Origin of the sequence: Candidatus Kapaibacterium sp. (assembly GCA_023957315.1) — a bacterium.
In the GTDB taxonomy this organism is placed as follows: Bacteria; Bacteroidota; Ignavibacteria; order Kapaibacteriales; family UBA2268; genus PGYU01.
The window spans coordinates 1-23,416 of record JAMLHE010000024.1 but is presented as its reverse complement, the minus strand read 5'-3'; the positions used below and the strand labels follow the sequence as shown (position 1 = coordinate 23,416).

Genomic DNA, 23,416 nt, shown 5'->3' with positions numbered 1-23,416 from the left:
CATAATGTCTGATTGAAACTAAGATATTTCCATCTTCTGTCTCAAACAATGAGTTGATATGAACTAAATCAATAACTTTGTTTCTTAAATTAACTCCTTCACTTGCATCGGAAACTTTCATATGGTCAGATGAATTCCATTCCCAGAATATCGTACCAATGCTATTAGTTTCGACAATGACGTTATAAATTAAAATAGCATCAGCAAACCCTCCTTCGACTTCCTTGCTCAAATCTGTAACTATTTCTTCGGTACATAAAAGCAGATAATTTCCATTTTTAAGAACAATTATATCATGAAAATCTAATTTATATTGGGATGGCGGTCTCAACGAATCAACCAAATCCAAATTTTCATCATAAAGATAAAATTTGTTGCCGCTAACGACAGCCCACAATCCGTTAGATAATTGTTTGAAATATGAAGTTTTAAATCCATTGGAAGGTGTTTGATTTAGTACACTATAACCATAATTATCAACTGCAAAAAAGCTTTTAGCAGAAACCCAATCAAATATTAAATAACCCGGAGCAGGATTGTCCAATTGAGTGACATTAAAATCGGGCTGTGCCCAACTTTCTTTTTGATGTATTATAAAAGTCAAAAGAATTATGAAAAATACTTTATAGGTTTTCATGTCAAACCTCAGTTAATTATGATTAAATGCCCGTATTTTATATTATTTCCATAAAGCAATTGATAGTAATAAACTCCCGAATTTAAGTTGCCGGAGTGCCATTCTTGTCTATGTGTGCCGGCTTCGATAAAGCCTGAAAAAATTGTTGTTATTTGGTTGCCGTAGATATCAAATAGTTTTAGGGTAGCTATTCCGGCTTCAGTATTAGTGTATGTAAATGTGGTAGAACTTGTAAATGGGTTAGGATAATTGGTGATTGTCACGGCATCAGTCTGAAGTTGCGTTTCGGATACTGACACAGAGTTTGATGTTGTAAATGATGATATATTGCTCCAACGACTTTCGTTCGTATCATTGTAGTTTCTTATCCTAACAAAATATTTAGTCAAAGAATTCAATTCACAATCTAAGTAAAGCTGTTCCAAACCTGAACGGTCCAGAACTGTATTTTCGAAACTCTCATCCAAAGAGATTTGTACTTGGTAATTTGAAACGGTGTTCGACAATTCCCACACAAGACTTAGATTCATCGGTATTTCCGTAGAACCATTGATTGGATAAGTCAATTTTGGAGACTCTAATTCGGTCAAGAAAGTTGAGATTGGTGTCCACAAGCTACTTGACGAATTATTTAAAGCCGCTACGCGCCAATAGTAATTCATTCCATAATCAAGTTTGGAACTTTTTATACTTGTTTCAGAAGTATTTGGAAATTCTTGTTTGATTTGGCTGAATTTATCATCTTCAGACAATATGAAATGATAATTATTCGCACCTTCAATTTCTTCCCATTCAAAATAAGCTTCGACTCTAATACTTCTTGAATTTGGAAGCGGCAAAATTAATTCCGGTGTATCTAAGGTGATTTCCGGCACTGTTGAAAACTGCCCAACACTTGACCAATCACTTGAATCTGTCGCTCTGACCGCTCTAATTCTCCAAAAATATTTTTTATCAAACAACAAATCAGAAACGTACCATTTAGTTTGGTTTAAACCGTAGTAGTTGAATGCAATATTTTCAAAATCGTTTGTTTCAGATATTTCCATAGAATAAGAGGATGTGCCCTTGCTCGGAGTCCAGGCAAATGTTAAGGAAGTCAAAACATTATTTGCATTATCTTTGGGATAAGTTAAAAATGGTGGATTCATTGCCGTTTTAAATGAAAACACCTCTGACCAGAAGCTTGTATCAGTTTCTCTGATTGCACGTACTCGCCAATAGTAAAGTTTATCGGGTTCTAAATTATGCGGAATGAGCAGGGAATTGCTTGTGTTGATAGTATCATATGTTACAACTAAAAAATCATTTTTAACTGCGACTTGCACTTGGTATTTGAGCAAACCGGAAATATTGGTCCAAATAAGTGAATCAGATTTCTTTACCGAAATCTTTTCATTTTCGGGAGAAATCAAAAATGGAGCCGACACTTCGGTCAAGAACCAAAAAGTATTTGACCATGCCGTTGTGTCATTTTGATTCATGGCTCTGACTCGCCAAAAATACTTTGTGTTTTCGTTCAGTGCCTCAAATTTATTAATGTTTGTTTCCGATAAAGTGTCAAACAATGGATTAATAAAGTTACTTTTGGTATCCAATTGTATTTGGTACAATTCGGCACCTGCAACTTGCTGATTTTCGAGTTCTACGTTTGTAAATACTCCTGAACCGGAAATTGGTGAAAGCAAAACAGGTGTTTTTAACTCGAATGAAACTACAACAAACTCGCCTACTCCCACAAAGTCTGCTACTATTTCATTTTTAACCAGGTCGTAAGATGTATTAAGTGCAGTGAATTCACCCTCCGCTTCTTTGTCTCGTTTATAAATCATTGCCATTTTGGGATTGTTCATCCCTGTTACAGATGTGGCTTTAATTCTAATTTGTCCTGAAATAGAATCAATTCCTAAATTGCCGAACACCCATCTGACCGAAAAAACTTGACTAAAAATTGAATCGGAATAAGTACCGTTACTTGGAGCATACTTATGTCTCTGAAAATGTGCTTGACCTGAGCCGGAAATGCTTGATACACTTAATTTAATGCCTGTATTGTAGAATTGATTGCTGAAATCATAATCACCAATACCAGAAATATTTTGATAAGCGACGTCAGTATTGTATAATACTTTGTAGGCGCGATAGTTAAGCTTATTGCCATAATCGAGTTCAAATGCAATGCTTTTGTCATAGCGTACCTCGGTAATTTTGTCTCTTCCCCAATTAATCAAAGTGTTTCCATTTGGAAGTCTGAATGCACTTCCCATATATGCTTGATAGATATCAGGGCTATACCGATATTCCCAAACTTTCGTAACTTTCATATTGGCTTCGTCAATACTATATTCGACTGCACGTGAATACTGTGGTTCTCTCAAATTGCCATTATCGTAAAGCAAAATATTCCCATTAGCCAAAAACGACGCGGTGTGTTGGTGTGAAAAACCGAAAAACCCGTCAACAGTGTCGTTGACAAAAGTAAATTGGTTACCTTTACTTTCAGAACCACCCATTTTCCAGATGATATTTCCTGTTTGGCGATTGACTTTGATAATTTGGTCGTAATGCCTAAACGAAATTAAAATATTTCCGGTTTCATCTTCATCCATCGAATTCGCATGTGTCAAATCAATATATTTTTGGGTCAAATTTATTCTTGATGTGACATCAGTGATATTCAAATGATCAAGAGCGCGCCATTGCCAATAAATTTGCCCCGTTTTGTCTGTTTCGACCAAAACATTTGACAAGATAGTCGCATCTTTTTGCCCATCGGGAACAATTTCACTCATATCTATGGTGAGTTGCTCTCTTAACAACATGAGAATTCTTCCATTTTTCAGAATGAGCATATCGTGAAAATCAATACTATGATTGGTCGGATTGGTTATACTGTCAATGAATTCAAACTCGAAATTGTAGATATAATAAACATTTCTGGAGAAAGAAATCCAATATTTATCATTTATAGGTCTAAAATCGGATGCTTTATTAAGGTTTTCGTTTGGAAAAATTCGATAACCGTAATTGTCAACGACGCTAAAAAACTCAGTGTCAACATCATTGAAAATTAAATAACCCGGAGCAGGTTCATTAAGAATATCTACATTGAAATCCGGCTCTGCATTCGATTTTGCAAAGCCAAATATCAAAATTGATAACATGAATATTTTTAAAGCACTAAATTTCATTTTACTTGTTACCTGCTAATTACCATTTTGTTTGTGATGGAATTATTCCCAACGCTCAGTTTGTAAACATAAATACCGGGTGCTATATTACCCGAATCCCATTTGAAATTGTGATTGCCTACTTCTACGTAACTTGAATAGACTATTAATTCAGGCTGACCGAGCAGATTATAAATTGTGATACTTGCATTTCCGGGTACTTGAGTAGTAAATTCGAAAGTTGTAGAATTGCTCAATGGGTTTGGATTGTTTTTAATCGAAAGCACTGAATTATTATCTGAATTTTCTACGCTCGTTGCACCGTCAATTCTAAAGACTTCATCGCTAATTGTTGTCAGTTCGGGCTCATGAAGGCTTGTGATTCGGACACGATAATTGGAATCAGCCATAATGTCTTCACCGACTATCCACGCATATGCACCAGTGTAACTTACCAAAGAATCAACAATAGAAGTAACAACATTGCCTTCAAGCAAAAGCTCGATTTTAACGGCGTCATTAATATTTTTGTCCCAGCGAATGAAATTTCTTTTGCCATCTTTTAGCCACTTTTCGCCACCGATAGGAGTAGTAATATCCAAATACGGTGAAGCAGTATTGAAACTTCTTGTCTCCGACCATTGGCTTTCGCCATATTCATTGGAAATCATGACTCTCCAAAAGTATTCAGTTCCATTGTCAAGGTCAGTTATCGTAGCAAAAGTAGGCTTATCGGTTGCGTCAATTACAACGTTTTCAAATGTAATATCTGTTGCTATTTGGAGACGACAATCATTGAAATAGCCGTGAGGACTCCATTTGAAAGTAACAGGGGAATCTTCGTTCACCATCTCGAAAGCCGCAGGCGAATTCAAAGTTGGGGTATTTGGCATCTGCTCAGTAGCAGGAATACCGAAAATAAATTCTCCAAATTCTGTTGTTTCAGCAATAATCTCATTAGTAGAAGAATTGTACGATGTCACAAGTTGAGTGAACATTCCTTCGTCGGCAGTTGTTCTGTGATAAACAGCCCACCTTTCAGGTTCTACTAACCAAGGAAGCTCGGAAATGTTAAATCTCAATTCTCCTGTAAAACTATTAATGCTTGTCTTTGCGATTACAAATTTATAAGGTGCTACCCAAGGTGCTCTTTCGTCAAATATTGGGTATCTTGGTGAATATTCGTATTTTTTGACATTAACTCTATTATAAGGTGATGCACTGTTTAGTTCAGAAAAGATGATTGTAACACCTGTATGAATGTCGCCATTATTGAACACATTCGTATTCAAAGGTAACAGTTCATCTAAGGTTACATCTGCAGTGGCTTGGTTAAGGGGCCAAGGTGATTTGAGCCAACGAAAGCTACCTACATTAGCCGGAAGTTCCATTTCCAGAACAATGCTACCATCGGGTCTTACTTCGGTCAAATCCTTCTTGTACTGCGAAGCAACCCATCCCCAACCAATTAATGAATTTCCGTTAGGCAATCTTCTCATCGAACCATTTGCTGAAGCAAAAATATCAGTTTCGTTTCTAAATTCCCAAACCATTGTTGCATTTTTGCCTACTTGGTCAAGTTCGTATTCAACGCCACGTGAATATCGTGGTGAGTGCTGAAAACCATTATCAAAAAGAGTAATATTTCCATTTGGCAAGCACCGAATGTCATGTTGGAACGAAAAATAATTTGGAGCATTTTGTTCGTGTTCGCCAATGAAATTAAATTCATTTTTTATGCCACCCAAACGCCAAATTTGTTCACCGGATTTTCTATCAATTTTGATAATTTCCGAGCCTAATCTGTTAGAAATTAATATGTTGCCTTCGTGGTCGAAATCCATCGAATTAAATAGCGCATGATAGATGAATTTCCCTGAAAAATCTGCATAGGTTTCCGATAATGGAATATGGTCCCAAGCATTCCATTGATAGACAATGTTTTTGTTGGCATCAAATTCTTGAACCACAGAACTACGAACCAAGGCATTTGGGTCGCCGTTTGGAGAATGCAAGCTCATATCCATATATTTCGGCTCGAAAGCCAGCATCAAATAATGACCGTTTGGCATCATAACAAACTCGTGACCACCGGCAGGCAGTCCGTTTCCGGCATGAAACCTGTCAACTTCCTCCAAATCATCATCAAATACCGAAACATAGGCGTCTAACCAGCCTCCACCATCAAGGGATACAAGTGAAGTTGATGTCATCATTCCATTTTGTTGAAAAACGAAGTTCCAATTCTCATAGTCCACGCCTTTTACTTTATAAGATTTGCCATCATTAGCCAAAATAGCGAGATAGTATGGATATAGTGTGCCACGATTGGACATAAAAACAGCTCCGGGCGAGGGGTTGTCAGATTTTGTAATCAACAAGGGTGGGAAGCCCTCAGGTAGTTCTTCACTATTAAGAATTGCCGAAGAGAGCAAAAAAGCGGCAAGTAACAAGATTGTTAATTGTGTCACAAAAGATTTTGAATCAAAATTCATCATTTCTCCAAATTAAAAAATTATTTCTTCATTCTTACATAAATTTAAACACAAAATTTCGCAAAAAGTTACATTTTGTTAATAATTTATTTTTCATAGCCCATTTTCGACGTTTTTTGGCTGATTTCCAACAGACTTTTTTTCAACAAAATCAAAAATTCATCCTCTTATGAAATCATTTTTTTGATTGTAAAAGTTCGTTAATTAAATTTAAGTAATTTATTGTTCATTTTCAAATTATTTTTTGGCATGGTTATAGTTCATACTATTTTCATTTTCAGTTCATTTTTTATATTATACATGAACACCCATTAAATCACTACAATCAGTAAATACTCGTCAAAGAAATTTGTTATTACCAAATTGAAGAAGTAAAAAAATGGAAATGATGAAGGCACTTACTTACACTAATTACGGTCCGCCGGAGGTAGTATCAGTAGCGCAAGTAGCAAAACCAACTCCCGCGGATGATGAAATTCTGATAAAAGTCTATTCTTCTACCGTGAACAGAACCGATTGCGGATTCAGAAGTGCAGAATATTTCATTTCAAGATTTTTCAGCGGGCTTTTGAAACCAAAAAATCAGATTTTGGGAAGTGAATTCGCAGGCAAAATTGAAAATGTTGGTAAAAATGTAATCAAATTCAAAATCGGTGACAGGGTTTTCGGCTTCAATGATTCGAAATTTGGCGCCCATGCTGAATACATGACCTTGAAAGAGACCGATGCGATTGCTCTGATTCCTGAAAATTTGTCATACCAAGATGCAGCACCAATTTCAGAAGGGGCGCATTATGCTTTAAATAGTATCAGAGCAGCAAAAGTAGAGAAAGGACAAGATGTGTTGGTCAATGGAGCTACAGGTGCAATAGGTTCGGCGGCTGTGCGACTAATAAAGTATTTTGGAGCTAATGTAACAGCCGTTTGCGCTACGCCGAATATTGATTTAGTCAAATCCATTGGTGCCGATGAGGTAATTGACTATAAAAAAGAAGACTTCACGAAAATGAACAAAAAGTTCGATTTCATATTCGACGCTGTCGGGAAAAGCTCTTTTGGACTTTGCAAACCGTTACTGAAGGAAAATGGCATTTATATTTCGACTGAACTTGGCGAGATGTCTCAAAATCCATTTTTGGCAATGATTACTCCATTTATTGGTGGCAAAAAAGTGCTGTTTCCAATTCCTAATGTCAAGCAAGAAGATATTCAATTTCTGAAGGTACTTGTCGAAACCGGAAAATTCAAACCTGTAATTGACAGAAGATATCAGATGGAAGACGCCGTAGAAGCATATAAATTTGTAGAAACCGGACAAAAAATCGGCAATGTGATATTGATTATTAACAATGATGAGTAAGCTCAGTTAGTTAGAGAGTAACAAGTAAAGTAAACGAAAAAAAGCTCCCTGAAAGGAGCTTTCTTTTTGCGGAGGATGAGGGACTCGAACCCCCAAGTGGTCACCCACGGCGGTTTTCAAGACCGCTGCCTTACCAATTAGACTAATCCTCCAGAAGTAAGACTACAAAAATAAGAGTTTTTTTTGATTTATACAACAGTAATTTTCATCAAAAAAAATCTTGTCGCAATTTCACCAAAATTTATTAAATTTATTTTTCGATTTTACTATCAATATGGAGAACATTATGCGAATAATAGCAATTGCATTTCTTAGTTGTTTCATCTATGCCACATCGTATTCACAAGTGAATTTTTCCGGCTACACAGATTTTTACATCGCCAATGATAATGATAATTCTCGCAAAATCGATGGTCAACCCTATCGCCTGTTTTCATTCATGGATGGCAAAAAAAATGAATTCTCTCTCAACGTGGTGAATCTTGCAATGGATGCAAAATTTGACAAGGTCTATGGGCGAGTTTCACTGCATTATGGCGACTTGCCCGCACAAGCTTGGACAGGTCCATATTCTGCTATCCAAGAAGCATATGCAGGTGTGAACGTGTCGGAAAGCTTTTCTATAGACGCGGGCTATTTCCTGACTCACATCGGGAATGAAGCTTTGCTACCTAAGAATAATTTGCTCACATCCCACTCGATGGTAACATATATGGAGCCATTTTATCATGCCGGAGTACGTGCAAATTGGCAAGTGAGCGAAAAATTCAAGGCTACATTTCTCCTAATCAACAGCATGTGGAATTATGTCAATACAAATGAAAACTTTGGATTGGGAATGAGCTTGTTCTATGGTGATGATGATTTTTATTTGTCATACTCCGGTGCTATTGCTAATGAATCTGTTCCCGGAATCAGCAAGGATATATATAATAATGTGAATTTTTCATATAAAGGTGGTAAAACTCAGTTAAAGGCACAATTTGATTTATATTCGCAAATTGGCGAAAGTATTAAAGACCGTCACTCATATGGAGTGTCCTTGACTTCGCATATGGGTTTTAGTTTCATCGAAAATCTTAGCGGAACTGCTCGATTTTCATATGTGGACAATATCAACGGGACAGTTTTCACAATGCCTGCAACAACTATGTTAGAGGTAGCTGCGGGATTTGAATACAAGCCAACAACAAACTCCTATATAAGAGTGGAACAGCGTGTAATCGAAATAATGGATGATAATTATTTGGTGTTCCGAAACGATGAGGGCAGGTATGTAAGCAGAAGAGGAGAAACCTTACTCAATTTTGGATTTTGGTTTGATACATCAGATTTATTAAAATAAAAAACCCCCATCAGCCGGAGCTTCAGAGGGTTATCTGTTTGTTCAGAGGCACATTTGTTATCTGATTACAGGCACCATAGTAGTTACGTTGTTGTTCATGGTAGTTATTTGTAAATAATAAACACCTTGAGACAATCCGTCAGTATTGATGCTGAAATCATAGTATCCGCGAGTTTGGAATTGGTTATCTAAAATGTTGAGTATTGCATTACCAAATGCATCAACAAATTTGATTGAAACCGGAGAGTCGCGGTCAATCGAGTAAATTACTTTTGCAACTTGTTGCACAGGTAGCGGAGAAACTTTAACGTCAACAGTTACTATATTAGTTCTGTCTTCAGTTTCAATTTCTCTGACCGAAGTTGGTTGCGCTTTGTAAATCGCATTAACAGGGTCATATTCTGACCAAGGCAAATCCCAACGTTGGGATACACCCGGTTGGAATGCACCGCGGTATGTTACTTTGTCGAAGAATGGGTGGTCTATAGGCACAATTCCATTTCCTTGGAAAGATGCAGTTTGATTTGCTAAAATCGAAGTTGTGCTTGGACGAGCGTCAAATGCCTTTCCATAAGTGAATGGGTCAATTATGCCGGCTGCCATTGGGCTACTCTTATCAATATAATTATTGAATGCAGGAGTTTCCAACCATTCTGAAGAGATTGGGCTTGTGCCTGTTCCAAGATTTAAGTTTGCAGTTTTGATACCAAAATAACTTATGTTACGTAAGAAGATTGAATCCGCAGCTGCAGCAGCTTGAGATTGTGATGATAATAAATCAATACCGCGGGGCCAGCCTGCTAATACTGTATTTACGATTGATGTTCTGTTGTTACGACGTAATTGAATACCGGCACCAAATCTATTATGATATGATGTGGCTTGACCACCGGATGATGATGGAGTCCAACTTGTATCACCCAAAGGTCCAATAGCAGTGATATTCGAGAATACTGCTTTTGTCAATGGATGATTGTATGAACCTTGAGCATCATTGTCTTGCTCGAAAGCTTGGCTTGTAGATACGTCAGCACGGTCTTTAAAACGTTGAACGATACCGAATTGAACCATACCGCTCCAGCCGTTATCACCGTCGAAGTCGTCATCAAGAGTACCTGTGGCGATTAAATATTTACCATTTGCAGTACCGCCAAACCATTCGTAAGCGTCATCGTTTGCATAACTTACTTGAATATATTCAAACAATGTTTTGCGACCAACGCCGCCCATTGTGAGTGAGTTCAATTCTTGGTTAGGTGCTGCTGCAATACCTGCAAATTCGATTCTAACGTAGCGAACAACACCACTACTATCGTCATCGTTAGGGTTAGCACCGCCACCGAACCAACCACGTACACGATTTTCGTCGGCTATACCACCTTCTAAAGCAGCTTGACCATCAGGATGATTTGTTGATGCATAACCGCAAATTAATAAACCACCCCAGTCACCACCGGCTCTTTGTCCGGGAGGTGCAGAACTTGTCATGATAATTGGAAGTTCAGGAGTTCCGTTAGCATAAATTTTCCCACCACGGTTAACACAGATCGCTGAATTTTGTCCAACTGTATCGCCAATTATAATTGTACCGGGTTGAATTGCCAATACACCACCATCATCAACAAATACATATCCGTCCAAACCGTAGATTTTTTTGTTTGAAAGTTCAACTCTTTGTGTAATCGGAGTACGTAAAACAGAGTCCGCTACTACTGCTTCGGGCTGAATAATTTGGAATGGTTCGTCGTTTCTGTCTTGCATTGCTTCGTTTAATGTGCCGTCAGCATTGATTTGAATCATTCTGACATAACCTGTGCTTGTGTTGAATGCAGGAACTCTGAATCCGCCTGCAAACAAACCTCTGCGCGCTGCTGAGTCAAGTACGTTCGTTGCTCCAATCAAATCTTGCCAAGGTCCGTTTGGTGATATAGAGAATTGGAATCTCCATCTCATACCCAATGTACCTGTTGTGTCCCATCTCAATTCTTGAGATGTACCTGTACGGAAGACTTCTCCTCCGTTAGGGCTTATTAATTTTGCTGTTTGGGCATTCATTGCCACAGCGATAAAAGTAAAAACCAAAAGCGTTAGAATAAATTTATGCATAGTAATAGCACCTATAATGTATAACAAATTACAGTTAATTGATTTAATTAATTTATTTTGAAAGACTTAAATATTAGAAGACTCTATATCCGAAACTCAATGAAATTGTTGAACCTCTAAGATTAGTAGCAACTAATTTTTCGTCTTGTCGCCAAGTTAATGGCTCGTTAAGTAAGTCACGCATACTCAATTTTATGTCAAAATTGCCAATAGGCTGACTTATTGAAAAATCTATAACATTTCTAGGTAACTCGTAAACATGCGGGTCGTTAGACTCTGTCACATAAATACCTTGTTGAGCAACTTGAATTATTCTTCTTCCAAATGTATTATAAGCCACATTGATACTTGTTCCATGTCTTGGATGTTGGTAGAACAAACCTACATTGACGGTATATGGTGATTGACCCCACATTTGGCGATTATCTGTGACAATATCGCCACCTTGGGAAACCTCGATGCTGGTAGTGATTAGCGCCACATTTACGTTAAATGTCAATTCGCTGAATAAGTTTGTGATAAAGCCCAAGTTTTTGCGAAGTTCAAATTCGACTCCATAATTTTTGGCATCACCCAAAGCATTAGCAAAACTTCTTGACAGTTCGCTTTGTTCGGGGAAAATTGTTTCCTCGATTGCATTCTCGAAATTCTTATAGAACAAACTAACCGAAGCAACTTCACCACCTGTGGGGAAATATTCGAATCTCAAATCATAATTTTGAATGAGTGAGCGAACTAAATTTGGATTACCTTGGATGTTGGCTTGTTGGAGATAGTCATAGAACGTAAATGGTGCTATTTCGCGAAACTCCGGACGAGCAACAGTTTGTGTTGCTGACATACGAATGTTGGCATTTTTAGTTACTTGATAAATGAAATTGATTGATGGCAAAATGTCTTGACGAGACTCGTTTACATTAACAGGTTCATCATTTCTAGTGAAACTGTTTAGTCGCTGTTTGTGGTCTTCGTATCGTGCACCAAAAATGATTCTAAAGAATTCTGGAGTTTCGCCTCCAAAAGAAATTGAGAAAGGAATATCAGCCATTAGATAAGCTGCATAAAGTTCTTCATTTGCATCGTAACTGTCGCTCAAACGCGATTCTTCACCAATTAAGAAACCATCATCATAACGAAAATTTTCTTGCGCAAAAAGCTTTTCCGGATTATTAAATTCGGATGTGAGATCTTCAATTTCCATATCAAGGAAATTCGGGTTGATGATTGTGAATGAACGTGCGTCAAAGTCACGTTTCCTGTTTTCGCCCAAGAAACCGAATTTGATTTTCGATGTACTTACAGGAATTGTAAAATTTATACTACCTGAGTAAACGTCATCAACGAGTGAGGAATAAAACCTACCAAGTTTGGTCCCATCACCTTGCATTGTTTGTGATAATACTGCTCTAAACGGCGTATTAGCATCAAATTCCAAATCGGCAATATTTCTATCAAATCTTAATCTTTTGAAATCAGGTTCATCACGCTCTGAAGTTGAATAGCCTGCACGCCAATCAATCATAGAATTAAATAATCCCAAATTGTGCTCGCCACCAACTGAACCGGAATAGAACCATTTTTGGACAAAGTGATATGAATAATTCTTATATTGATAATTTTGGTACCCCGGGTCTGAACCTTCGAGTATTAGAACCTCATCATCAGCTGAGCGGTTAAATACATTTTTAAAGTTCAATATATTGCTTTCGCCGAGTTTATATGCCAAATTGAAAAGTCCACCGGCACTATAATTAGTTTCAGAAACAGAACCGGTAGCAGCATATAATGTATCAAATTGAGCTAAATAACCATTTCTTTGGACATTATTAATTGAATTTGAGTTCCCGTAAGTTAAATTGGCAATTACACCTAATTCGTCACCACCAAAACTAAATAAATCTGTATATGACATGCCATAAGAACGGTTATCAAATGGTCCAATGGTGGATTCATCTCTTTTAAACAAATCCGAATTGAAAGATTGTGAAATAGCTTGGTATTCATCTCTTGCTCCAGTTGTATCAAAAGGATTTTTAGCACGGTTCTGAAGGTCATTAAATTCAAGTCTTGTTCCCGGTACATTGCTTGGCAATGCTCTCAAGCCATCATCTTTAGCGAACCAATCAGTCGAACTTCTTGTTGAACTTATGAATTTTTTATCTTTAAGAGTAACATTGGTGTTTACATTTGACGATAATGAAATTTTGAAACTTCTACCATGAGGGAAGTCAACAGTATTCAACTGTACTAATCCACCGGCAAAGTTACCCGGTAAGTCAGGCGTGAATGATTTGGTTACATTCACATTTTGCAAAAATTCACTGGGGAACATATCGAAGGAGAATGATTTTTTATCAGGCTCCGTAGAAGCAAGTCCTGCACCATTCAATGTAGTATTGCTGTATCTTTCGCTCACACCACGAACGAAAATGTGCTTATTGTTGACCAATGTTACACCCGAAACGCGTTTGAGCGATTGTCCGGCATCTGAATCGGGCAATTTACTCATTTGCTCACTACTCAATCCATCACTTACTTGTGAAGCATTTTTTCTTTGAGCTAAAATTGAAGCTTCGTTATCAAATACTCTTCGAGCTTCGACAACGATTTCATCTTTTAATTTACTCTCAAATTCAAGTGTAATATTCAGATTGACGACTTCGCCATCCTTAACCTCTACACCTGTAACTTCTTTAGGCATATAGCCTACATATGAAAATCTGAGATTATATGTGCCCGCTTTGACGTCTTTCAGTTTGAATTCACCCTTGACATCAGAAAAAGCACCCATATTTGTACCTACTACCATGACAGTTGCTCTCCGAAGCACTTCTCCGGATTCGCCATCAATGACCTTACCGGTGATAGAACCGCCGGATTGTGCATAAATACTATGTGTCATGAAAATCACAGATACAATAAATAGCATAAAATTCCAAATTACTTTAGAAATCATTACAAAATCCTTTTAGCTTGAACAAACATATACAAAGGTCGCTTTATAGATTGAATATAGAATAAATATTGAGTTAACTTTGTGTTAATTATATCTTAGTTGACATTTGCTAAGATATTTATATTTAATATGTTTACATGGATAAGCATCATTTTCGCAAATAAAAAAAACTCTCTAAATTCGATTAGAGAGTTTTACAGATTAAGAACTCATAATTTTAGTTTTTGGGATATAGAAGTGTAGAATAACATCCTAATCTCCAATTTGGTAATTTTCAAATGTAGCAATATAGACTTCGCTAAGATTATTTTTGTCGATTGCTATAATATGATTGATTAAATCCTTACTTTTGTAATCATTAATATGAAATAAGGAATAAAAATGGAACTTTACGTAGATTCAGCGAATATAACGCATATCAGACATGCAGCAAGCCTTGGAATAATTTCCGGCGTGACGACTAATCCCTCACTTCTGGCTAAGGAAGACCCAAGCGTAGATGTAAAAGAAAGAATTTTGGAAATTCACGCTCTCGTTGGTGGGCATCTTTCGGTGGAAGTCATTGCTACCGATACTAAAGGTATGCTTCGCGAAGCCCATGACATTTTGAGTTGGTTTCCGGATGCAGTTATCAAAATCCCGATGATTGCAGCAGGACTTTCGGCAGTCAATGAATTATACAAAGAGGAAATCCCTACAAACGTAACTTTGGTGTTTAGCCCAACCCAAGCAATTGCAGCAGCTAATGCCGGGGCAGCATATGTATCGGTATTTATGGGAAGATTGGACGATATTGCGATGGATAGCAATGCCGTGTTGGACGAAATTTGCGAGATTTGGGAAGTGCAAGGCTTTGAATCGGAAATAATTTCGGCTTCCATCAGACATCCTTTGCATATCACTCAATCTGCAAAAGCAGGCGCCGATATTGCAACAGTGCCATACAATGTGTTGATTCAATCACTAAATCATCCGCTTACAGATTCAGGATTGCAGAAATTTTTAGATGATTATGCTAAGATGCAATCTGCGAAATAGAAGTATAGAATAGGCAAATCAAGCTCGATTATTAGTTGAAGTAAATATATATCATGATTTTTTTTGGACCCGAATTACTCATAAGAGCTTATAAGGAAGGTTATTTTCCTATGGCGGATTCTTATGACGGCAATATTTATTGGCATTCGCCCGACCCGAGAGCCATTTTCCCCTTGGATAAAATAAAATTGCCACGTTCGCTCAAACAAAGCATAAAAAAAAATGACTTCAAATATACTGTCAATGCTACATTCTCAGAAGTAATAAAAAAATGTGCCGATAGAGAAGACACTTGGATTTCCGAGGAAATTATCAATTCATTCACACAGTTGAACGAATTGGGATACGCTCATTCAGTAGAGACTTGGCTTGATGGCGAACTTGTAGGCGGATTATACGGCGTGTCAATCGGGGGCGCCTTTTTTGGCGAATCAATGTTCAATTTAGTGCCAAATGCGTCGAAATCAGCTTTCTATTACCTTGTGAATTATATAAAAGAACGAAATTTTATTCTTCTCGATACGCAGTATATCAATCATCACACTCAAATGCTCGGTGCTATCGAAATACCAAGAGTGGATTATTTGAAAATATTGAACACCGCTATCGAAATTCCTTGTAAATTTGTAGAAGAATAAGTGGGAATTTTTTAATTGAAATTTGCAATATTTATATTTTTATCCATTACCCTCAGTTCATGTATGATACACCATACGAAACTGATTGTACCCGATTGCCCTATTGACACTGCGTTTTGCACACCTGAACCATATTTAAGCATTGCAAGCAATGACACGACGAAAGCATATTTTGACCGTAACGGCTATTGTTACAGAATCGAATCAGTCAAAGGGATATTGAGCGAATCAGACGAATTTGCAATTTCATTCGATAATTCCGGCAATACATTTCTGACAAGAGCAATTGCAAACAATCATACAATATTACCTCTAAACCGAATTGAGGTGAATAATTTCCAAACAAACGGAAAACAACTCTCCGATAATAATGCAAATGTAGGTTTCGCAGACTTTGACAATAATATAATGGTATTCGCAAAATCGCCTTTGGGACTGGATTTTGGCGAATCGCGGATTTATACAAGCTCCAATTACAGCAGCAATATCAACAACGCAGATATAATTCAATTCGAGGCTTTCCAACCGGATGGACATTGGCTTTCACAACCTTGCATAGCTTGTAACGGCGATGTAATTCTATTTGCATCCAATCATGATACGAGCTACGGCGGAACAGATATTGTAATGAGTGCGAAAATGCCGAACGGCAAGTTTTCAGCTCCGGTCAATATTGGACGAAACATTAATACAGATTGTGACGAACTTACGCCATTTATTGACCCAAAAGGGAATTTCATCCTATTCTCCTCGAATGGTCGGGACAATGTTGGCGGTTATGATTTGTTCAAAAGCGATTTAGCTCCCGATTTTTGCTCCAAAATCAAATCCGGGAATCGCAATTTTGATGAATTGTTCGGGCAAGCTGTAAATTTGGGTAAGCCAATCAATACTATACATGACGAAATTGCTCCAATGATTTATTCACATAAAGATTCGGCTCTTTACTATGCATCTAACCAAAATGTGAAGGAATTCAAGAAGCAAGTTTTCAATATTTGGGTCAAATTCAAAGTTAGTGATTATACAGCACCCGATGCCTTTTATCATGAAGAAGATGAAATTAGCGAAGCTCAAACTAAAGAAACTGAAATCACTTCACCGGAAATAATCGAACCTCCGAAGCCGGAAATTTTGGTGAAAAAGGAAATTATCGTCAAGGGCAAAGTGTTTGATGCTCATACCAATATTATGCTCGATTCAGTTATGATGGTCTTGCGGAAAGTTCCCTATGAGCAACCCGAACAACTGCTTTTCACAGACAAAAGTGGTGCTTATAATATGAAATTGCTTACAGAAACTGAATATGAAATCACTGCTCAAAAGTATGGGTATTATTTCGACACAAAAAGATTGATAATCGGAAATAACGACGATGTACAGGATTTGAATTTCTACCTGCCTCAAAGTGGTACAATAAGAGTCAATTTTCCATTAGACGAATATCAAAATCCCTACAAATTCACTCTTGACAGTAACGGTAACCAGACTTCACGCACTTGGCAAGAAGAGTTGGATTTGGTAGCCGAAAATATTTTACTCGCTCCCGATAAAATAGATAAGGTTATTCTCGTCGGACATACTGATGATATCGGTACAGATGAGTATAATATGCAATTAGGATAACGGCGTGTAGAGTTCATAATTGAGCAATTAGTCAAAAGGCAGGTGCCACGCAATATTTTGATAGGTCGCTCGGCAGGTGAACGCGAGCATTTAACAAGAAGAACGAACGAGAACATTGATACATATAGGAAAAGATTGAGAAGAGTTATGATAGATAAATTTTATAAATAGAATATGAAACCCTTGCATCTATTAATATTTTTGTGCATCTTAATGGTGATATTCACCATAGGATTGGCTGTTTATGTCCGAAATGTAGTTTCATATGGTCTTCCTTCACTTGAACAATTGGAGAATCCAAAAACAAATCTCGCTACTCGAATACTAAGTTCAGATGGTGTATTATTAGACCATTTTTTCATTGACCGTAGAATCAATATGACCTATGACAGTATTCCTAAGGATTTTATAAATGCACTGACCGCTACCGAAGACAAGAAATTTTTCAGTCATTGGGGGGTTCATACCGGAAGAATAATTAATGCTTTTGCAAAAAGAATTATTTATGGCGACAGAGAAGGTGCCTCGACAATCACTATGCAATTATCAAGACACTTGTTTCTCAATCAGGATATAACATTTGAAAGGAAAATTCGCGAAGCGTTTATTTCAATCAAAATCGAGCAAACCTATACAAAGGAAGAAATTCTGGAGATGTACACTAATACTGTGAATTATGGCAGAGGTGCATACGGAATCCAAGTAGCGTCGCAGACTTTCTTCGATAAATTGCCGAATGAACTAACGACTGCTGAATGTGCAATGTTGGTTGCAATGTTGAAAGCACCGGCGAATTATGACCCGATTAAACATCCCGAAAAAGCAATTCGCCGACGCAATTTAGTGCTGAAATTAATGTATGACCAAGAGTATTTGACTGGTGCCCAATATGCCGAAGCAAGGAAAGAAGCAATAAATGTTTTTCTGACAGATAAATCAGGCAAGAGAAAACGCATTCACTTGGGAAGCCAATCGGCTCCTCATTTTGTGGAAATGATACGTCAGGATTTATCTCGGGATAATTCATTTCGTGAATATGACTTATATCGCGATGGTTTGATTATTCATACAACACTCAATTCGAAAATTCAGCAATATGCCAACGAAGCCGTAGAAGAACATCTGAATGAATTGCAAACAACTTTCAGCAAGAGGTGGAGTTGGAATAGGAATCAGAAATTATTAGATGAATTACTTCTCAAGGCTGTACGTGATAATGCCGAATATACCTCAGCTGAGAAGAAAGAAAAGCCCAAGATACAAGAACGTTTGTTAAAAAGCAAAAATTTCATTGATTCTGTTAAAAATATCGCGAGTACAATTCAAGTAGGCTTAGTAGTAATTGACCCTGCAAACGGAGCGATTTTAGCTTTAGTAGGTGCTTCACCAAAATTCATGAGGGAAAATCCCTCGGCAAAATATTCCTTAAACCACGTAAAACAAATCAGGCGTCAACCGGGTTCTGCATATAAGCCAATGATTTATACTATGGCATTGAACAACGGTTACACTCCTGAATCAAAAGTCGAATGCGGACCATTCAGTTTCAAAACGGAAACGGGAGAATTATGGGAACCTCGTGGAACGGGAAATTGCGAACCGGGAGACATGACATCATTGTCCGATGCCTTAAGAATATCAATCAATACTGTATCGGCAAGATTAGTAACATCCATCACAAATCCTACAGATATAGTAAATTTATCGAGAAGGATGGGGATTTCGACACCTTTGCAATCAGTACCTGCAATTTCCTTGGGCGCAGGTGGAGACGTCGAACCACTCGAACTGACTTCTGCATACGGTTCCTTTGTTTATGACGGTATCCACATTCCACCTTATTTCCTCACAGTTGTAGAAGATAAAAACGGAACGGTCATCAAACAAAAGCCAAGATTTGTAAATATGAAAAAAGCTATGGAACCCGAAATTGCTCGTCAGATGACTTATATGCTCGAAAGAGTCGTTAATGCGGGAACTGCATCGCGAGCAATCAGAAGCGTATTTAAAGATGTTGATGCAGCAGGCAAAACCGGAACAACCAATGATGCAGCGGATGCTTGGTTTGTGGGATATACTCCACAATTAGTTGCGGGTATTTGGTTAGGATTTGACGATAAACGAATTACTTTCGACGTTCTCGGTGGTGAAGGCTATGGTGGGCGTTCAGCAGCCCCAATTTGGGGCAAACTCATGGCAAAAATTTATGCTGACCAAAGTCTGCCCTATCGTGAAAAGAAATTTGCATACAAAAAATTGCAGGACTCGCTTCAAGAGTTTACTTTGCCATATCCGTTGACCGAGAGGCAAAAGGAAAGAATTCGAGGCTTAATGCAACCTTTTCAGGCGGCACCAAGCCAACCGAGCAGCGATCAAGTTATTTTACCGGAATTACCTACAAGAAGGAACGATTAACAAGGAGATTGGGAAAATGAGAAAAAAAATACAATTTACTGATGGCTATGAGATGATACCCGGCACATTCTACGGTATCGGTCAAAATTATGCCAAACATGCAGCCGAAATGGGTTCGCAAGTATCACCCGACCCTACAGTTTTTATCAAGCCGCCCTCATCTTTGCTTAATGACGGTGATATAATTATATTGCCGGAAATCTCCGATAACGTTCATCACGAAGTGGAACTTGTGGTTGTAATCGGCAAAGATTGCGATAATATTCAGGCTGACGAAGCAATTGATTTTATTGCAGGATATGGAGTGGGGATTGACGTAACTATGCGCGACATCCAAAATAAAGCCAAAAACGAAGGCAAACCTTGGGCAATTGCTAAAGGATTCAGAAATTCAGCCCCTATTTCGAAAATCATTCCGGCTACACAGTTTCAATTCATCCCATATTTTGATTTGGAACTTTGGGTAAACGATGAACTCAGACAATCCGGCTCGACAAAAGATATGGAACGAAGCGTAGGCGAATTAGTCGCTTTCTTGTCGAATATCTTTGGCTTACAAGCCGGAGATATTATATTTACAGGAACACCCGAAGGTGTTGGGCAAATTATTTCCGGCGACAAAATAAGAGCGAAATTGGGTCAATTTGTTGAACTAAATGTTGCAGCATTATGAAAATTATCAACAAAACTCTGCTATGTTTAATCTCGGCAACATTGCTGGCATTAGCAAGTTGTAGCACTACACTTACCCGCGTCGAAAAAGATTCGTTTTCCGATATACTGAGAGATACAGTTGTAACTGAAAAGAACATCAATCACCCGGGCAACCGCGACAAGGGCACAGTTTATCCATCATCGAAAGTTACTACTATTACAAATGAAATTGATTTGTTGAATTATGAAAAAGAAAGAGAGTACCCGAACTTTATCCGGTTTGGTTTATTCGAAGGAGTGGGTCTTATCGGAAGTTCACCTTCTAATAAATTGGGTACCGGATTATTTGGGGTTTTTCCGGATTACGATAAAATAGGCAATGAATTTCGTGGTGAAGATTCTTATTTATTTGCGGGAGGATTATACAGAGTCGGTATTTTTGAATGGAGACTACGTTGGTTCAGAGATGCTCATGGGTGGAGTATTGGCACAAGTATGGTCGAATTCATATTACCGAATGCTAAGGGCGAAGACATGTTATTTGCTGTAGCCCCTATTTATGTCAGAAAGCGATTTTTCCTACGCGACAAAATTCCCTACATTACATTTACTCCTTCACTTGGAATTGGATTATACCCTTCGACTTACTTGAATTTATCCGGTAGTTTAGATATTGGCTCAATTGGTGGAGTAAATTTCAGAACCTATTTGGGCATTGCGATGGGACATAATTCCAAAGGTATAGCTCAAATCAAAAATAATGATTTCACGAAGGAAGCACAATCCATCATTTTCCCCTATTTTGGAATCGGAGTTTCAGTATTGGATTTCATAAACAAAGCCGAAGAAACGGAAAATGAATGGAAATATCACGAACATTCATCTTGGGATGTAGGATTAGTTCAATTTTCGATTTTGATGTCCGCTGCAAAGTATTCAGCATTTCAAGACCGTGGAAGTGAAGAGGCTTCAACATTTAAAGGTATGCAGATGAAAGTAGCAAATGCTTCTATAGCATTGCCGTTTTTGAATCTCAACTTTTTCGCAGGAACATCTCTTATGAATTTCATGGTTACAGGATTAGACCAATATGCAATTGCTGTTTTGCCCCTTAAATTTGGATACTGGCAAGTATTGATTGACGATGAATTATCAGCCGAGCCCTCAATCGAAGTGGGATACTATCCGTCGGGCTATATAAATTTGAATAATAAAGTAAATCTGAGAATAAGCGAAACATTGAATATCAATCTCAATTTTGGCTATATAAATTGCTTCGACAATAGTAATCTGGGAGATAATATCGCTATGGCTTACGGCAAAAGTCTTACATTTAGTAATTTCTATATCGGTTTTGGCGTCAGCTTCATGGATAGAATATTTTTCCCGAGTGAATTGAGATACAACAGATGAAAATCATCGCGCCCATATTGATTGCTTTCATCAGTTTGCTTTCCTCATGCAATCCATACAGATATGAATTAATGTCAACGGACAGCAACAAATTTTTAGATGGTGTGTGTATATCCCATTTTGATAAAATCGAAAAAACAGATAAAAATTCCATAATAATCAAGCCGGGTGGAATCACATCTATTCGCAGACAAGAATTGACAAATTTCACTTTCCAAACAAATTTTCTGAGCTCAGGAACAACTTCGCTAAAAGTATATCTGAGAACTGTGAGGCATCAATTTGACGAAAAGATTGGAATTCGGATTGAAATCAGCGATTATGACATTAAAATTTTCGAGAATGACAAACTTGTAGCTGAAGAAAAGCAAAATCTGACCGATAATTATTTCAGAAACAAACATGCTTTGAATTATTTGAAAATCATCAACGAAGGGAAATCTATCATAATAGAGACAGATTGCAACCCCAAAACGCACATACAAAGTGAGCTTACTTTGAGTGAGTATGTCATCTTGCAAAACGATTCCGAGGGAGATTTGCATCTAAGAGGAATATTCATTGAAAAAAGTTTTGAAAAATAAAAAAAAAAGTTAAAGTTTAGAAATACATATCCGATATATTGACAAGAGGAAGAAATTAACAATCGGCAGGACGCCCAAGATACGAATTAATTACATGGAGGTTTATTATGCCAGTAGCTATCTCGGGTGGTTCCAGAATCAGGACCAATATCCCTGCTGAAAATGCGTATAACTCATTATTAGCAGCAAATAACAATATCGCTTTACGCCAGTTGAGACTTTCAACAGGTAAAAGAATTAATGCGGCATCAGATGATGTGGCAGGTTATATCACATCACGTGCTTTATCGGCAAGGAATTCATCGTTGAAATCAGCTTTGAATGCTGTTGGTGAAGCTAAAAACGTGACAGCAATCTCGCAAGATGCTCTTGATAACATTCAAGGATTGATTAACGAAATTAAGACATCGGCAGCGACAGCATCTTCGGGTGCATTGGGTACAGACGAAAAAGTTGCACTTGCAAAAGGAGCATATCGTTTGGCTCAACAGATTCAGTTTATTACTGATTCCACTGTATTTGGTGGAAAGCAATTATTGCAAGGTGCTTATACAGGTGACTGGACAGTTGGATTTTATGCAGATAATACATCTCTCAAAATAGAGGTTAATATTTCTACAGACAACTCTGACTACAATATCACAGGTGGAGCATCCGGTGATTTCAACTTGAATGCTACAAGTGATGCACTTGCATCTGCCGGTGGCGTAACAAGTAATTTTGCAGGTGTACAAGGTTTGACATTAGAAGATTTGGATAGTATCACTACAGACGATTTAGGTATTTTCTCGGTAGATAATATTGATACTACTCTCCAAAGTCTTTCACAAGCAATTGACAACGTCAACAAAGTGGCTTCTTATATCGGTGGTATCGAAGTGAGATTGAATTCGCAAGAAAGTTTGCTCACTTCTCAAATTACTAACTATAATGCCGCTATTTCGAGAATTGAAGACGCAGACGTTGCTACTGAACAGCT

15 protein-coding genes and 1 tRNA gene are annotated in these 23,416 nt (G+C 37.6%); 10 read left to right on the top strand and 6 right to left on the bottom strand.

Annotated elements, in window-relative coordinates; translation table 11 throughout:
• The 3 genes from M9949_14975 to M9949_14965 all read right to left on the bottom strand — a co-directional run.
• The coding region (locus M9949_14975) for an aryl-sulfate sulfotransferase (GenBank protein ID MCO5252706.1) at window positions 1–637 on the bottom strand (637 nt) is incomplete at its 3' end.
• An 8-nt stretch (window positions 638–645) separates the two neighbouring features.
• Window positions 646–3,828, bottom strand: a complete 3,183-nt coding sequence (locus M9949_14970; protein MCO5252705.1) for an aryl-sulfate sulfotransferase — start codon at window positions 3,826–3,828, stop codon at window positions 646–648.
• Between the two features lie 8 nt (window positions 3,829–3,836).
• Entirely contained in the window at window positions 3,837–6,305 is a 2,469-nt protein-coding gene (locus M9949_14965) for an aryl-sulfate sulfotransferase (protein ID MCO5252704.1), read from the bottom strand.
• Between the two features lie 385 nt (window positions 6,306–6,690).
• On the opposite strand from M9949_14965, the gene M9949_14960 reads away from it, so the two are divergent.
• Entirely contained in the window at window positions 6,691–7,662 is a 972-nt protein-coding gene (locus tag M9949_14960; protein MCO5252703.1) for an NAD(P)-dependent alcohol dehydrogenase, read from the top strand.
• Between the two features lie 69 nt (window positions 7,663–7,731).
• Here the strand turns inward: M9949_14960 and M9949_14955 are convergent.
• Window positions 7,732–7,814: transfer RNA gene (locus M9949_14955), tRNA-Ser, on the bottom strand.
• Between the two features lie 134 nt (window positions 7,815–7,948).
• On the opposite strand from M9949_14955, the gene M9949_14950 reads away from it, so the two are divergent.
• Complete coding sequence (locus tag M9949_14950) at window positions 7,949–9,007, top strand: porin (GenBank protein MCO5252702.1); 1,059 nt, start codon at window positions 7,949–7,951, stop codon at window positions 9,005–9,007.
• Between the two features lie 57 nt (window positions 9,008–9,064).
• On the opposite strand, the gene M9949_14945 is transcribed toward M9949_14950, so the two are convergent.
• Together M9949_14945 and M9949_14940 are read right to left on the bottom strand one after the other, a co-directional pair.
• Window positions 9,065–11,113, bottom strand: coding sequence for a T9SS type A sorting domain-containing protein (locus M9949_14945; GenBank protein MCO5252701.1), 2,049 nt, complete (start codon window positions 11,111–11,113; stop codon window positions 9,065–9,067).
• Window positions 11,114–11,186: 73 nt separating this feature from the next.
• Complete coding sequence (locus tag M9949_14940; GenBank protein MCO5252700.1) at window positions 11,187–14,069, bottom strand: carboxypeptidase-like regulatory domain-containing protein; 2,883 nt, start codon at window positions 14,067–14,069, stop codon at window positions 11,187–11,189.
• A 381-nt stretch (window positions 14,070–14,450) separates the two neighbouring features.
• Between M9949_14940 and M9949_14935 the strand changes: the two genes are divergently transcribed.
• The 8 genes from M9949_14935 to M9949_14900 form a co-directional block, all read left to right on the top strand.
• Window positions 14,451–15,107, top strand: coding sequence for a fructose-6-phosphate aldolase (locus M9949_14935; GenBank protein MCO5252699.1), 657 nt, complete (start codon window positions 14,451–14,453; stop codon window positions 15,105–15,107).
• A gap of 53 nt (window positions 15,108–15,160) precedes the next feature.
• Complete coding sequence (gene aat / locus M9949_14930; protein MCO5252698.1) at window positions 15,161–15,745, top strand: leucyl/phenylalanyl-tRNA--protein transferase; 585 nt, start codon at window positions 15,161–15,163, stop codon at window positions 15,743–15,745.
• Between the two features lie 63 nt (window positions 15,746–15,808).
• Window positions 15,809–17,371, top strand: coding sequence for a hypothetical protein (locus tag M9949_14925; GenBank protein ID MCO5252697.1), 1,563 nt, complete (start codon window positions 15,809–15,811; stop codon window positions 17,369–17,371).
• Window positions 17,372–17,584: 213 nt separating this feature from the next.
• Complete coding sequence (locus M9949_14920; protein ID MCO5252696.1) at window positions 17,585–19,786, top strand: transglycosylase domain-containing protein; 2,202 nt, start codon at window positions 17,585–17,587, stop codon at window positions 19,784–19,786.
• 16 nt (window positions 19,787–19,802) lie between these two features.
• Window positions 19,803–20,459, top strand: coding sequence for a fumarylacetoacetate hydrolase family protein (locus tag M9949_14915; GenBank protein MCO5252695.1), 657 nt, complete (start codon window positions 19,803–19,805; stop codon window positions 20,457–20,459).
• A complete protein-coding gene (locus tag M9949_14910; protein MCO5252694.1) occupies window positions 20,456–21,853 on the top strand; it encodes a hypothetical protein in 1,398 nt (465 codons plus the stop codon). The genes M9949_14915 and M9949_14910 overlap by 4 nt, the downstream gene beginning before the upstream one ends.
• Window positions 21,850–22,437: a hypothetical protein gene (locus tag M9949_14905; protein ID MCO5252693.1), complete on the top strand. Its 588-nt coding sequence runs from the start codon at window positions 21,850–21,852 to the stop codon at window positions 22,435–22,437. The genes M9949_14910 and M9949_14905 overlap by 4 nt, the downstream gene beginning before the upstream one ends.
• Window positions 22,438–22,544: 107 nt before the next feature.
• On the top strand, window positions 22,545–23,416 hold an 872-nt coding region (locus M9949_14900; protein MCO5252692.1), incomplete at its 3' end, for a flagellin.